The sequence below is a fragment of the Acidipropionibacterium thoenii DSM 20276 genome (assembly GCF_000423445.1).
Classification (GTDB): domain Bacteria; phylum Actinomycetota; class Actinomycetes; order Propionibacteriales; family Propionibacteriaceae; genus Acidipropionibacterium; species Acidipropionibacterium thoenii.
Genome location: NZ_AUHZ01000020.1, coordinates 24566 through 38546, shown reverse-complemented (window position 1 = coordinate 38546; position 13981 = coordinate 24566). Strand labels below are relative to the sequence as shown.

Annotated in this window: 13 protein-coding genes; 2 read left to right on the top strand and 11 right to left on the bottom strand. The window is 70.3% G+C overall.

Going from position 1 to position 13981, the window contains the following annotated elements:
• The coding region (locus G554_RS17640; RefSeq protein ID WP_154654223.1) for an integrase core domain-containing protein at nt 1–100 on the top strand (100 nt) is incomplete at its 5' end.
• On the opposite strand, the gene menD is transcribed toward G554_RS17640, so the two are convergent.
• From menD to lepA, 3 genes are all read right to left on the bottom strand, one after another.
• A complete protein-coding gene (gene menD, locus G554_RS0107925) occupies nt 97–1650 on the bottom strand; it encodes a 2-succinyl-5-enolpyruvyl-6-hydroxy-3-cyclohexene-1-carboxylic-acid synthase (RefSeq protein ID WP_036925083.1) in 1554 nt (517 codons plus the stop codon). The genes G554_RS17640 and menD overlap by 4 nt on opposite strands.
• Nucleotides 1643–2647 (bottom strand): o-succinylbenzoate synthase, encoded by a 1005-nt coding sequence (locus G554_RS0107920; RefSeq protein ID WP_027587488.1) that lies wholly within the window; start codon nt 2645–2647, stop codon nt 1643–1645. The genes menD and G554_RS0107920 overlap by 8 nt, the downstream gene beginning before the upstream one ends.
• A gap of 75 nt (nt 2648–2722) precedes the next feature.
• Nucleotides 2723–4576, bottom strand: coding sequence for a translation elongation factor 4 (gene lepA, locus G554_RS0107915; protein WP_027587487.1), 1854 nt, complete (start codon nt 4574–4576; stop codon nt 2723–2725).
• Nucleotides 4577–4737: 161 nt separating this feature from the next.
• Between lepA and rpsT the strand changes: the two genes are divergently transcribed.
• Nucleotides 4738–5004, top strand: a complete 267-nt coding sequence (gene rpsT / locus G554_RS0107910) for a 30S ribosomal protein S20 (RefSeq protein WP_027587486.1) — start codon at nt 4738–4740, stop codon at nt 5002–5004.
• A gap of 70 nt (nt 5005–5074) precedes the next feature.
• Here the strand turns inward: rpsT and holA are convergent, their stop codons facing one another.
• The 8 genes from holA to G554_RS0107870 all read right to left on the bottom strand — a co-directional run bounded on the left by holA (nt 5075) and on the right by G554_RS0107870 (nt 13886).
• A complete protein-coding gene (holA, locus tag G554_RS0107905; protein WP_027587485.1) occupies nt 5075–6076 on the bottom strand; it encodes a DNA polymerase III subunit delta in 1002 nt (333 codons plus the stop codon).
• A gap of 33 nt (nt 6077–6109) precedes the next feature.
• Entirely contained in the window at nt 6110–7852 is a 1743-nt protein-coding gene (locus tag G554_RS0107900; RefSeq protein ID WP_483756910.1) for a DEAD/DEAH box helicase, read from the bottom strand.
• Nucleotides 7853–7959: 107 nt separating this feature from the next.
• Nucleotides 7960–8787, bottom strand: coding sequence for a helix-turn-helix domain-containing protein (locus G554_RS15375; RefSeq protein WP_051232709.1), 828 nt, complete (start codon nt 8785–8787; stop codon nt 7960–7962).
• Nucleotides 8788–8796: 9 nt separating this feature from the next.
• Nucleotides 8797–9333: a DJ-1/PfpI/YhbO family deglycase/protease gene (locus tag G554_RS0107890; RefSeq protein WP_027587483.1), complete on the bottom strand. Its 537-nt coding sequence runs from the start codon at nt 9331–9333 to the stop codon at nt 8797–8799.
• Nucleotides 9330–10175, bottom strand: coding sequence for an SDR family oxidoreductase (locus G554_RS0107885; protein ID WP_027587482.1), 846 nt, complete (start codon nt 10173–10175; stop codon nt 9330–9332). The genes G554_RS0107890 and G554_RS0107885 overlap by 4 nt, the downstream gene beginning before the upstream one ends.
• A gap of 63 nt (nt 10176–10238) precedes the next feature.
• On the bottom strand, nt 10239–10649 hold the full coding sequence (locus G554_RS0107880) for an ATP--cob(I)alamin adenosyltransferase (protein WP_027587481.1): 411 nt from the start codon (nt 10647–10649) through the stop codon (nt 10239–10241).
• An 86-nt stretch (nt 10650–10735) separates the two neighbouring features.
• Entirely contained in the window at nt 10736–13078 is a 2343-nt protein-coding gene (locus tag G554_RS0107875; protein WP_027587480.1) for a ComEC/Rec2 family competence protein, read from the bottom strand.
• Nucleotides 13065–13886 (bottom strand): ComEA family DNA-binding protein, encoded by an 822-nt coding sequence (locus G554_RS0107870; RefSeq protein WP_036925081.1) that lies wholly within the window; start codon nt 13884–13886, stop codon nt 13065–13067. Before G554_RS0107870 ends, G554_RS0107875 begins: the two co-directional genes overlap by 14 nt.
• Nucleotides 13887–13981 lie beyond the last annotated feature (95 nt).

Below are 13981 nucleotides of genomic sequence, written 5' to 3'. Positions count from 1 at the left end.
GACCTGGCTCCATCACTACAATCACCACAGACCCCACACCGGGATCGGCGGCCAGACCCCCTCAGCCCGCGTTCACAACGTCACGGGGAAGTACAGTTAGAGGGCCGCGAGGGTGACCTCGACAATGCTGCGACCGGTCACCGCGGGCTCCAGCACAGCCGCCAGACCGGCGACGCCGACTCGCTGGAACCCGGCTCCCAGCGCAGCGGCCAGAGCCTCGAAGTCCATCCGCTGCGGGGTGAGGAAGAACCGCTCCAGGACGTCGCGGGGCGCGGCGGCATGCTCGAGTCCGGCGAAGATCGCTCCCCCGGCGTCATTGAGGACGATCACCTGGACGTCAGCATCGGCCTCGCAGCTGCCGGTCAACAGGGCGGTGGCGTCGTGGGCCGCGGTGAGGTCGCCGACCACCACGCGCACCGGCCGGCCCAGCCCCACAGACAGCCCGATCGCCGTCGAGACGGTCCCGTCGATACCGGCCAGGCCGCGATTGGCCACCACCGTGGGGGACTGGTCGGCCGGCACCGCGAATCGGTCGAAGGACCTGATCACCGCTGAGGCGCCGATCACCAGGGCCGGGGCGTCGACCCCGCAGGCGGACTGCCAGATCACCGCCGCGGCCCGATCCTTCTGGGTGGGCGGCGCAGCCGCATCGACCTGCGTCCACCGAGGCAGCCAGTCCGGATCGCCCGCACCCTCGACCGACACCTCCACCGGTGAGGCCGCCACCTCGGCCAGCCCGGCAACATCGGTCCACCTCCCGCGCTCGGCCACCACCGTGATGGCCACGTCCTCACGGGCCAGCAGCCTGGAGACCGGCCGTGACAAGGTCGGATGGCCGAGGACCAGGACCCCCTCGATCTCTGCGGCCAGCTCGGTGCCGAGCAGGCTCTGGTAGTCGACCAGCGCATTGGCACCACCCCGGGCCCCGGAGCTGGGCTCGGCGAGCAGCGGCCAGCCGCACCGCTGCGCAGCCGCCCGCGCCTGCGGCCCGGCCGCATCGCCGGCGACGACGACGGTGTGCGCCGGCATGCGCACCGGGGTCGTGGATCCGGACGCCGCACGGCGGTCGACACCCGCCGGCCGCTCCCCCGGCTGCCACTGCTGGTCGGGCACCAAGGGATCACGCAGACAGACATCCAGCTGCACCGGCCCCTCCGCCGCGGCGGCCATCGCCCGGTTGACCAGCCCGTCCAGCCTTGAATCAGCCGGGAACCCGGCAGGGATGGTGGCGGCGAATCGGGTGGCGGCCCCGAAGATCCCCGCCTGCAAGGTGGTCTGGTTGGCGCCGGTGTGCCACATCTCGTGGGGCCGGTCGGCACTGACCACCAGCAGCGGAACGCCCGAGGCATCGGCCTCCAGAACGGCCGGGTGCAGATTGGCCACCGCGGTGCCCGAGGTGGTCACCACCGCCGCCGGCACCCGGTCACCGCCGAGCAGCGCGGCCCTCGACAGTCCCAGCGCCACGAATCCGGCGGAACGCTCGTCCAGTCGGACGTGGACCCGCACCCAGCCGGCCCTCTCGGCGGAGGCCAGTGCGTATCCCAGTGGCGCATCGCGGGACCCGGGGCAGTAGACCACCTCGCGCAGCCCGGCGGCCACCAGTGCCCGGACCAGCCTCCGGCAGCGCAGCGCAGACTCCACCTCAGCCATCGATGACCTCCACCATGGCGTCCAGTCGCGCCGCCCATCGGGCGCACAGGTGCGGGTCGCCCTCGACGATCCCCTCCTCATCGACCTGGCACCGCCGCACCTCGATCGATCCGTCCTCGGGCACGATCGCTCGCTCGGCGACGTCGCCCCGGAACAGTCGGGTGGTGGCCAGCCCGCAGGCATGGTCCAGCTCCGGGAGCGCGGCGGCCAGATGGGCGGCCAGCCCGATCCCGACGCTGGTGTCGAGAGCCGAGGAGACCACCGCCGGCAGCCCGGCCTGCTCGACCACCGCCAGGGCCCGGCGCACCCCGCCCAACGGCTGGGCCTTGACGATGAGGATGTCGGCGGCGCCGGCGCGGGCCACCGCGACCGGGTCCTCGGCCCGACGCACCGACTCGTCGGCGGCCACCGGCACCTCGACGCGGCGCCGCACCCGGGCCAACTCATCGACCGAGGGGCACGGCTGCTCGACGTACTCCAGTCCCCCGGCGGCACGGTCCAGGTCCCGGACAGCCGCCACCGCCTCGTCGACATCCCAGGCGGCATTGGCATCCACCCGAATCCGCCCGCCATCCCCCAGCGCGTCGCGGACCGCCTCCACCCGGGCGCAGTCCGAGGACAGATCGGTGCGCGGGTCGGCGACCTTGACCTTGGCCGTGCGGCACCCGGAGTCGGCAACCAGTTGGTGAGCACGCGCCGGATCCACCACGGGCACCGTGACATTGACCGGAATCCGGCTGCGGACAGCCTCCGGCAGTGAGCAGGTCGCCCCCTCGATGCCTGCCAGCAGCCAGGCCGAGGACTCCTCGGCGTCGTAGTCCCAGAACGGCGAGCTCTCCCCCCACCCCGCCGGGCCGCGCAGCAGCAGCCCCTCCCGCACGTCGATCCGGCGGAACCGGACCGTCAACGGCACCCGGAAGACCAGCACCCGGTCGATTCCCCGCTCAGCCAGCAATGGCGGCACAGCGAGCGGATGAAGGCGAAGTTGACCGGTCACTGCGCCATGGTAGGCCAGCGCACACCCGAGGAGCGGGGATCCGATCCTGACCGGAACCCTCCAGGTCACCCTCGGTTACTTCTGCTCGCTGACCTCACCGGTGCGCAGAGCGGCGACGAAGGCCTCCTGCGGCACCTCCACCGAGCCGACCATCTTCATCCGCTTCTTGCCGGCCTTCTGCTTCTCCAGCAGTTTGCGCTTACGCGAGATGTCGCCTCCGTAGCACTTGGCCAGGACATCCTTGCGGACCGCGCGGATCGTCTCGCGGGCGATCACCCGGGCCCCGATCGCGGCCTGGATGGGTACCTCGAACTGCTGACGCGGAATGAGTTCGCGCAGCTTGGCGGTCATCGCCACGCCGTAGCCGTAGGCCTTGTCCCGGTGCACGATGGCGGAGAAGGCGTCCACCGGGTCGCCGTTGAGCAGGATGTCGACCTTCACCAGATCGGAGGCCTGCTCGCCGGCCTCGTGGTAGTCCAGCGAGGCGTACCCCTTGGTGCGCGACTTCAACACATCGAAGAAGTCGAAGACGATCTCCGACAGCGGCATCGTGTAGCGGATCTCGACCCGGTCCGCCGACAGGTAGTCCATCCCCTGCTGCACCCCACGGCGTTGCTGGCACATCTCCAGGATGGTCCCGATGAACTCGCTGGGGGCCAGGATGGTGGCGTCGACCACCGGCTCGTAGACCTCGGCGATCCGGCCTGCGGTCGGGTACTCGGAGGGATTGGTGACGTGCACCGTCGAGCCGTCCTCCATCACCACCCGGTAGACCACCGAGGGGGCGGTGGAGATGAGATCCAGGTCGAACTCCCGCTCCAGCCGCTCCCGCACGATCTCCATGTGCAGCAGTCCCAGGAAGCCCACCCGGAAACCGAATCCCAGCGCGGTGGAGGACTCCGGCTCGTAGACCAGTGAGGCGTCGTTGAGCTGCAGCTTGTCCAAGGCGTCCCGCAGCTCCGGGAAGTCCTTGGCGTCGATCGGGAAGAGTCCGGAGTAGACCATCGGACGCGGCGGGGCGTAGCCGCCCAGATCGCTGCTGGAGGGGTCCAGGGCGCGGGTGACGGTGTCGCCGACCCGCGACTGGCGGACGTCCTTGACGCCGGTGATGAGATATCCCACCTCGCCGGCTCCCAGCCCGGCGGCGGGCACCATCTCGGGGGAGATCACCCCCAGCTCCAGCACCTCGTGGGTGGCCCGGGTGCTCATCATGAGCACCTTCTCGCGGGCCCGCAGCTCTCCGTCGACCACTCGCACATAGGTGACGACGCCGCGATAGGTGTCGTAGACCGAGTCGAAGATCAGCGCTCTGGCCGGCCCGTCGTCCCTGCCCTGGGGCGCCGGCACCTGGGAGACGATGGTGTCCAGCAGTTCGGGGACGCCGACGCCGGTCTTCGCCGAGACCCTCAGCACCTCGGAGGGCTGGCAGCCGATGATCCCGGCGATCTCCTCGGCGTGCTTGTCCGGCTCGGCCCCGGGCAGGTCGATCTTGTTGAGGACCGGGATGATCTCCAGATCGGCCTCCAGGGCCAGGTACAGATTGGCCAGGGTCTGGGCCTCGATGCCCTGGGCGGCGTCGACCAGCAGCACTGCTCCCTCGCAGGCCTGCAGGGACCGTTCGACCTCGTAGGAGAAGTCGACGTGGCCAGGGGTGTCGATCATGTTGAGGATGTAGTCGCACTCGTCGGTGCGCCAGGGCATCCGGACCGCCTGGGACTTGATGGTGATGCCACGCTCGCGTTCGATATCCATCCGGTCCAGGTACTGGGCGCGGGCACTGCGCTCGTCCAGGACCCCGGTCAACTGCAGCATCCGGTCGGCCAGGGTGGACTTGCCGTGGTCGATGTGGGCGATGATGCAGAAGTTGCGGATCAGCGCGGGGTCGGTGGACCCCGGTTGCGGCACATTGACTGCGGTGGACGCTGGCATCTGCTCCCTCGGCGGTACGGGTGGTGTGCGGTTCGAGTTGAACCTGCCCAGTCTCTCACGGTCACGAGATTTTGTCGGCCGGCCGCCCGACTGGTACTGTTTTCTGTCGCGCCGTCTGTCGGCGCACACCCTGATCATCTATCGAAAACAGAGGCTGCCCAGTGCCCAACATCAAGTCGCAGGTCAAGCGCGTCGGAACCAACGAGAAGGCCCGTCAGCGCAACAAGGCCGTCAAGTCGGCGCTTCGCACTCACGTGCGCAACTTCCGTCGCGCCGCCGAGGCCGGCGACAAGGAGAAGGCTGCCGACTTCGCCAGGATCGCCAGCCGTCAGCTCGACAAGGCTGTCTCCAAGGGCGTCATCCACAAGAACCAGGCCGCCAACCGCAAGTCGGCCATCTCCACGAAGCTCAACTCGCTGTCCGCCTGAGGCTCTCCTCCCGGACACAGCTGTCACGCAGCGCCTCGACCCACTGGGTGGCCGGGGCGCTTGTCGTGCCTCAGGAACGCCGCCCCGAGGCGCGGCGGGCGGCGTCGATCTGCAGCAGGACCGCTTCCAGGGCGTACTCGGCGTCCACTGACGCACCCTTGACGGCCGCATCGGCGCGGGCCACCGCAGTGATCGCGGTGGCCACCCCCCGCTGATTCCAGGACCGGGAGTCCCGCGACAGTTCCTTGACCCGCATCGGGGGGACGCCGATCGCCCGGGCCAGGTCGAAGTCGTTCATCCGCGAGGTCCGCAGGTCCAGGTACAGGCCCAGGCGCCGCAGACCCAGGGCCAGCGCGGCGCTCACCTGGACCGGGGCGGTGCCGGTCGACAGCGCCCAGCGAAGTTGCTCCAGGGCCCGTGCCAGGTTCCCGGCCAGCGCGGCATCGGCGACCACATAGCCCTTCACCTCGGCCCGGCCTCCGAAGTAGGTCGTCACCATCTGCGCGCTGATCCGCTGGGAGTCCGTGTCACTGGCCAGCTGGGCCAGCGCCGATGCCAGGGTGCGAAGATCATCCCCCAGCGCCAGCTGGAGGGCATCGGCGGCATCGGCCTCCAGCACCAGTCCGGCCGAGCGGGCCTCGGCGGAGATGAACTCGGGTACCTTCCACGGTTTGGGAGCCGCCACCTCGACCCGCTGGACGCCGGCCTTACGTAGCCTGTCGAGCAGTCCTCTGCCCTTGACCCCGCCGGGGTGGACCAGTACCAGGCACAGGTCGGGTCCCGGCTGTGCGGCGGTCTGGGTGACCATCTCGAAGAGGTCCTTGTCGAGGTCGCAGATCTGGTCGAGGACCAGGATCGTGGTGGGGCTGAACAGGGATCCGCCACTGGCCTCCAGGAAGTCGGCCCCGGTCATCGCCGCACCGGTGGCGCGGATCACCTCGGCATCGGGCCGCTCGGTGCGCGCGGCGTCGACCCTGGCAGAGACCGCGCGCTCCGACAGCAGGGTCTCAGGGCCGTGCACCAGCAGGGTGCTTCCGAATGCCGAACCGCCGCTACGTGTCACGGGACACAAGCATGCCAGTCCCGGCCGACACTGTGGCCGAGATCAGTGCCGCTGCAGCCACATCAGCCGTCGCTGGAGCAGGTCCATCGGGGCGGCGTCATTCTTCTGGCCGGGGATCTCACGGTAGAGCTGACCCCAGGCGGCCTGCGGGGTGAGACGGTGGTCGCGGGCGAATTCGCGCAGCGCGCTGGAGACCTCCCTGCGCATCTCGTGGGGGTCGGTGATCTCGTCATAGACCGACCCTCCGGAGCGCTGCAGGGCCACCAGGTCGTCGCGGCGCTGCTGGCGGATGATGGCCTCCTGACTGGCCCGTCGGGCCCGTCGGGCCGATGCCACCTTCCTGGCCTTCTCGGCCCGCGCCTGCTCGTCGCGGGCCAGCAGCGCTCTCTCCTGGGCCGGGGTGATGAGCCCGTCGAGGGCGAACAGCCCGCCGTCGGGGGCGCCGCCGGCAGTCTCGATGACCTCGCCGAGAATGGCGTCGGAGGCCACCGCCTGCCATCCCTGACCCTCGGCTGCCGGTTCGTTGCGCTCCCGGGCGGCCTCCTCCAGCAGGTCCCCCTCGACCGGGGCGCCGATGACGTGGTCGCGCTGCTCCTCCATCTCGGCGGCCAGTGCCAGCAGCTTGCTCACCGCCGGCAGAAAAACCGTGGCGCGTTCCCGGCGGTTTCGGGCGCGCACCACCCGACCCACCATCTGGGCGAAGAACAGCGGGGTGGAGGCTGTGGTGGAGTAGATCAGCACCGCGGCGTCCGGCACGTCGACCCCCTCGGTGATCAGTCGCACGCAGACCGCACAGATCTCATCGGGATCGTCACGGTAGTTGGCGAGCTTGCGGGCCGAGGCGGCATCCTCGGACAGGATGACGGAGGCCTGGTTGCCGGTGACCTGGGCCCACACCTCGGCGTACTCCTTGGCGGTCTGCTGATTGGACGCCGGGATGAGGACCTTGGCATGGGGGATCTGGCCCGAATCGCGCAGCCGGTTGACCTGGGCCCATGCCGAGGCCATCACATGGGCGATCCACTCCCCATCGGAGTCCAGAGCGGTCCGCCAGGCCATCTCCTCGGAGCTGCGGGTGAGTTCGGAGTCACCGAGAATGGCGGTGTGCTCCTCCCCCAGCCCGTCATTCCAGGTGGACCGCCCGGAGTAGCTGGCGAAGGTGACCGGGCGCACCACCCCGTCACGCAGCGCCTCGGCGTAGCCATATGAGTGGTCGGCCACCGATTCCAGGACTCCCTCGCCGATGTCCTCGTAGCGCACGTGGGCGATCCTGGCGTCGTCGGAGCGGAACGGGGTGCCGGTGACGCCGAGCCGGCGGTTGGCATGCGAGAAGGCGTCGATGACGCCGGAACCCCAGCTCATCTGGTCGCCGGCGTGGTGGATCTCGTCGAAGATCACCAGCGTGCGGGCGTTCTCGGCGCGGGCGGCGTGCAGACCCGGTTTCTGGGCGACCTGGGCGTAACTCACGACGCAGCCGTCGGCGTCGGGGGGCAGCCGCTCGGAGTTGGGGGTGTCGCGCAGGTCGAATCCCAGTGCCTTGGCGGCCTCGATCCACTGGGAGCGTAGATGGTCGGTGGGACACACCACGATGACCCGGTTGATGATGTGGTCCTGCCACAGGTGGGCGGCGACCGCCAGGGTGAAGGTGGTCTTGCCGGCGCCGGGAGTGGCGCACTCCAGCCAGTCGGTGGGGTCGGCGGCGATGTACCTGTCGAGCGCCTCGCGCTGCCAGGCCCGCAGCCTGACGGGCATCCTCGGACCGTTGGCCGTGAACCGTGAAACCACCTGTCGCCCTCCTCGTATCGCCGGACGACCTTAGCTCATCGGCGCCTGCGGGTCACAGCAGTGTCAGCCCCGTCACGGTCTGTGCCGCCTAGGCCTCCGGACCTCTCTCACAGGTAGATGACCAGGCACTGCTCGGGGTCGTCGGCGGCGGTCACGGTGATGTAGCGGCAGTCGCGGACCGTGGTCCTCCCGTCGTCATCGGGCAGTCGCAGCCGCCAGCACCCGGAGGTGTTCTGACAGGGCAGGTAGCGGGTCCACAGCCGGCGAAATGCCGGGTCGTGGAGCAACCCCTGCACGGTGGCGACCAACTCGTCGGAGGCCACCCGGGTGACCAGCTTCATGTGCACCAGCCCGATCACCTCGGCGGCCTTGTCGCGCCAGTCGACGTACACCCGCCGACTGTGCTCCCGGTACTGCCCGGCGAACATGTAGTCCACCAGCGACAACTCCTCTGGTGGTTCAGCGAGGTCAGGGAACAGGATCGACCGGGAGGCGGCGTCGGGCAGCACCAGGTGGAGGTCGCGGTCGAGGATGTGCCGCATCATCGCCTCCGGGAAATGGGCCACCACCTCGTCCAGGGTGGCCCGGGCGAGCCGACGGTCACCTGCCGCCGTGCAGGCGACCTGCGGCGGGTTGTCCTCGAAGAGCAGGCGCAGATAGCGGCGCCCCAGGTCGCTGAGGCGCAGGGCTTCCATGATGGACTCCAGCACCGAGGGCGAGGGATTGAGCATCCTGCCCTGCTCCAGCTTGACGTAGTAGTCGAGGCTGATGCCCGCGGCCCAGGCGACCTCCTCGCGGCGCATCCCCGCCACCCGGCGCTCTCCGACCGGGTCGAAGGCCGGGGAGGACGGGTCAGGGCTGGCACCGGCGCGCTGTGTCCGGAGGAATCCGGAGACCGCGTCCCTGCGGTAGTTCCGCAGGTCGGGAATGGACATCGCAGCTCGCTACGCCACGGCGTCCAGCACGGCGCCGGTGAAGGCCGGAAGGTCCTCGGGGGTGCGTGAGGTGATGAGGACGAAGCCGTTCGTGGGATCCACGCAGACCTCCTCGTCGACCCAGGAACCGCCGGCATTGGTGATGTCCGCGGCGAGCGTCGGGTAGGAGGTGAGAGTCTTGCCGACCACCAGGTCGGCGGTCACCAGGAGCCACGGCCCGTGGCAGATCGCGGCGATCGGGATGCCGTCGGCGGCGGCGTCGCGCACGATCCGCTGGGCATCGGGGTCGATGCGCAGCTCGTCGGCATTGAGAGTGCCGCCGGGAATGATGACGATGTCATGGTCGCGGGCCGCGACGGCGCCGAGGGTGGTGTCGCTGTCCACCAGCGGACCGGTGGTCCGGTCTGCGCCGAGGGTCTGGATCCTGCGGCCGTCGACCGAGGCGACCGTGGTGGTCACCCCGGCCTCCTGCAGCGCCTCCAGGGGCACGCGGATCTCGTCGGTCTCGGTGCCGTAACTCGTGGAGATGATCAGTGCATCACTCATGCCTGCACCGGTGTGTAGGGCTTGATCTGGTAGGCGGTCTGGACGAGGGCGGGGCGGGTGCCGTCGTTGACGGTCCGCGACCACTCGCCGTTCATCTGCTCCTTGATGTCCTCGACGGTGCGGGCCGGCAGCACGTGCCGGTAGGCGGTGTCCTCGCCCGTCAGCACCGCGATGCTCACCTCGATGACCTCCTCGGGGTCGAACTGCTCGTGCGGGAAGTGGAGCTTGTCGTAGTCGAACAGCCGGGTCGACGGATCGTCGTTCCAGGACTTCCACTCCTCGAACATGGTGTCGTTGAACCCGGTGAGGAAGGGTCCGGGGTTGATCGTCGCGACCTTCACCCCGTGCTCGGCGAGCTCCTGGTCGAGGGCGTCGGCGAAGGCCTCGACGGCGTGCTTCGACCCGGCGTAGGCGCCGGTGAAGGGGTCGACGGTCAGTCCCGCGACCGAGGACATGAACACGATCCGGCCTGCGCCCTTGGCCACCATCTGCTTGGCGATCCCCTGGGTCAGCAGGACCGGGCCGAAGACGTTGACCTCGAACTGTCGGCGGAGGACCTCGGCGGGCAGGTCCACGGTGGAGCCGCCCTCCGAGATGCCAGCGTTGTTCAGCAGGACGTCGACATCCCAGTCGAGCGCCTTGCGACGGTCGCCCTCGTCGGTGACGTCGAGTTTCTCGACGCGCAGGTCCACCCCTCGGTCGTGGGCCTCGGACCGCAGGGTGTTGACCTGGGCGATGATCTCCACGCCGGCGATGACGTCGTGGCCCTGTTCGGCCAGCCGGAGTGCGATCTCCTTGCCGAAACCGCTCCCGGCACCGGTGATCAGATATGTCTGCGTCATGTGTGACCTCTTTCTGTGTGATTCAGGTCTGTGTTGTGTGCTGTTGTGTGCTCTGGACGGCTCTCAGAGCGCTGCAGCCGCCTCGGCCGCGATGGTGGCGTCCTGCTCGCGGGAGCCGCCACTGACGCCCACCGCGCCGACGACCTCGCCATCGACGACGATCGGTACGCCGCCGGCGAAGACGAGGACCCGGCCACCGCCACTGAGCGCCATCCCCCAGAACTGTCCGTCCGGCCGGGAGTCCTCGGCGAGATCGCCGGTGGCCGAGCGGAACAGCACCGCGGTGTGCGCCTTGTCGATGGAGTGCTCGATGCTGCCGAGCTGTGCCCCGTCCATCCGGACGTGGGCGATGAGGTTGCCACCGGCGTCCGCGACGGCGATGTTGCTCGCCGATCCGTGGTGGCCGGCGGCCTCGATGCCGGCGTCGATGATCCGGCGGGCATCCTCGAGAGTGAGTGTGTTCTGTGCCTTCACTGTGTGGTTGCCTCCTTGTCGGTTGCAGGTCCCAGTATGCGGCGGGGTCTGCCGTGGGCGGTGGCACTGCCAGTACCACCCGGATGTCATCGCCGCGTCCGGGTCACCAGAGCGCCGCCCCCGCCGGCCGCGGTGATGTCGACTGCCACCGAGCCCTGCTGATCGGTGCGCCTCACCTGCATGCCGAGGCTGTGGGCCAGCCTCACAGCTGTGGCCGCGGGATGGCCGTAGGAGTTGTCGACCCCGGCCGAGGCGATCGCCAGATGGGCCCCGGTGGCCCTCCAGAACGCCTCGTCCTGACGTGAGGATCCGTGATGGGGCATCACCAGGACGTCGGCCTGCAGACTCATCCCCGCCGAGGCGGCGGCCCGACGGGCGGCCTGCTGGGCCAGCGGCTCGACATCGCCGGTGAGCATGATCGTCAGCTCGGGCCCCACCGCCCTCACCACGATCGAGGAGTTGTTCTCGGCCGAGGACTCCCCCGAACCTGCCTCCTCGTCCCCGGCCACCGGCCCCGACCACAGGATCTCCAGCCGCAGCTGCCCGGCCTGCACGGCCTCGCCCGCCCGTGCCACTCGCACCGGGACGCCGGCGCTGGTCGCCGCCACAGCGATCCGGTGGGCCTCGGCAGCCGGGGAGGCCAGCGGTGAGACCAGCACCAGCTGCACGCCACCGCGCTCCAGCACGGCCTGGGCCCCGCCGATGTGGTCGGCGTGGTAGTGGCTGAGGATCAGCACCGGGATCCGCCTGACGCCGAGCTCGGCCAGACAGCGGATCATCGGTTCGGACGCGGGGCCGGTGTCGACCAGTACCGCGGCACCCGGTCCGGCGCGGATCGCCACTGCGGTGCCCTGGCCGACGTCGCAGGCTGCGGCCTGCCAGTCGCCGGGCCATCCGGCCACCGGTGGCCGGATGACGGTGGCCAGCACCACCAGGACGGCGGCCAGCAGGCAGCGCCACCGGCCGGCCAGCAGCCACGGCGTGACCAGTGAGACGGCCAGGCACAGCCCGCCCAGCACTGCCAGCAGAGCCGGTGTGGCCGGCCACTGGAATGCTGCCGCAGGGGCGGATGCGCCGAGCTCGGCGATCCACAGGATCGGCTGGACGGCCCATCCGGCCAACCATCCGAAGGGCATTCCCAGTGGCGGCCACACCGCACTGAGCACCGCAGCCGACATCCCGAGCACGGTCGCCGGGCCGACGAACGGCGCTGCGGTGAGATTGGCCAGCAGGCCGGTGGTGCTCACCTGGTCCGACAACCAGGTGATGATCGGCTGGGTGGCCAACTGAGCGGCCCAGGGCACCACGATCGCCCTGGCCAGGTTCTGCGGCAGCCACCACATCGCCCGCGCCCATCCGGTGGTCCAGCACAGGATTCCGGCGGTGGCGCACACCGACAGCCAGAATCCCACCGAGCGCGACAGCCAGGGGTCGACGGCCATCAGCCCCAGCACCGCCACGCACAACGCTCTCAGCCCTGCGGCACGGTCGAAGGCCAGCCCGGCTGCGGCCAGCATCACGATCCCCATCGCGGCGGCGCGGATCACCGAGGGCTCGGCCCGGCAGATGATGACGAAGACGACCACACCGCAGACACTCATCGCCCTCAACCCCCGCCGTCTCATCCCCAGCCAGGAGCCGAGCCACCACAACAGCGCGGTGGTGGTGGCCAGATTGGCCCCCGAGACCGCCATCAGATGGGTCAGGGAGGTGGCCTTGAAGTCCGCGGCGATCTGCTCGGGGACCGCCGAGGTGTCGCCGACCACCAGGGAGGGCACCAAGGCCTTCTGGGAGGGCCGATTGAGCGCCACCGAGGAGACCAGACCGTCGCGGGTCCGGTTGACCGCCCGGTCGAGCACCCCGGGGCCGGCCAGCGGCCGGGGGGCCGAGCGCAGCCGCAGCCAGCCGGCGTGGGAGTCCTGGGGATCCGCGGGCCCCAGCAGCCCGGTGAGCTCGACGGTGGAGCCCACCCTCAGATCAGCGATCTCGGATCCCCCTTGGGCCACCAGCGGCGTGCGCACCCGGATCTGCTGGCCTCTCGCGCTGACCTCCACGGTCCTGACGTGGACCAGCACCATCTCGGCTCTGGGGCCACGTGCCGCCACGGTGTGCGGGTCGCTGGTCACGGTGGCCACCACCGTGACCGCGGCACGCTGGGCCGCCAGCTGGGCGACAGAGCCCTCGTGCAGGGCCTCGGCCCTCAGCCATCCCAGGGTGGCCAGCACCGCGGTGACGGCCGCGAACCCGGCCAGCCACCACGATCTGCGCGCCCCACCCACCAGCAGCATCACCAGCCCCACCGCAACGGCCACCACCACGGGCAGTCGCTGGCCGGAGGTGGCCAGCCATGAGGTGGCCACCGCCGCGATCGCCAGTGGCAGGGTGCGCAGGTCGGGTCGGGGGGCGGGCAGCGTCTCAGACCCGGACATGGTCCTTGAGCCTTGCGAAGGTCTTGGGGCCGATCCCGTCGACCTCCTGGAGTTCGGAGACATCGGAGAACCGGCCGTGCTGAGTCCGCCAGGCGATGATCTTGGCGGCGGTGGCCGGGCCCACCCCGTCGAGGGTCTGGAGCTCCTCGGAGGTGGCGGTGTTGAGGTCGATCCGCTGCGCACCCGCCGGGCTCCCCGATCCGGCTGCCGGCGCGGCGGAGTCCGGTGCCGCTCCCTCCGGGGCGATGAGCCGGCCGTCCCCGGTGCCCGCGATGAGCACCTGGCATCCGTCGCAGACCGGTGCGGCCAGGTTGAGCGCCCCGGTCCGGGCCCCGGTGGCCACCCCGCCGGCGGCCCGCAGGGCGTCGTCCACCCGTGCTCCGGCAGCCAACGCATAGACGCCGGGATGCCTCACCCGGCCGGCCACATGGACGCGGATCTGAGCGGCCGAGGAGGGCCCGGCACTGTCAGGGCCTGCACTCGGATCAGCGGAGCCGGCAGCCGGCGGGGCGGCAGGGGCCACCGAGTTGGCAGGGGCCACCGAGACCGCCGACAGCGGGACGCTGGTGGCCTTGGAGCGCATCAACCAGACGGCCACCACCGCCAGGACCAGCACCAGCACGATGCCCAGCGCCGACAGGTGCGGGGCGCCGAAGGTCCTGGTGGTCGTCCGGGCTGGGGGATCGGAGTGGCCGGCCTCCTCCTGGTCGGCGCCCTCCCGATCGGCGCGCCGAGGCCCGGCCGCCGGTGTCGGAAGGCCCGCCAGCAGGGTCTCGAGCCGCTCTCGGTAGGAGTCATCACTGTTCACACCACTACTTATCGTGGCCGGACGGTCAGACCTGACAGCCGATCTCAGAACTGTGGACAACCCTCCCGGTCGCCGGGAGGGTTGTCCACAGGTTC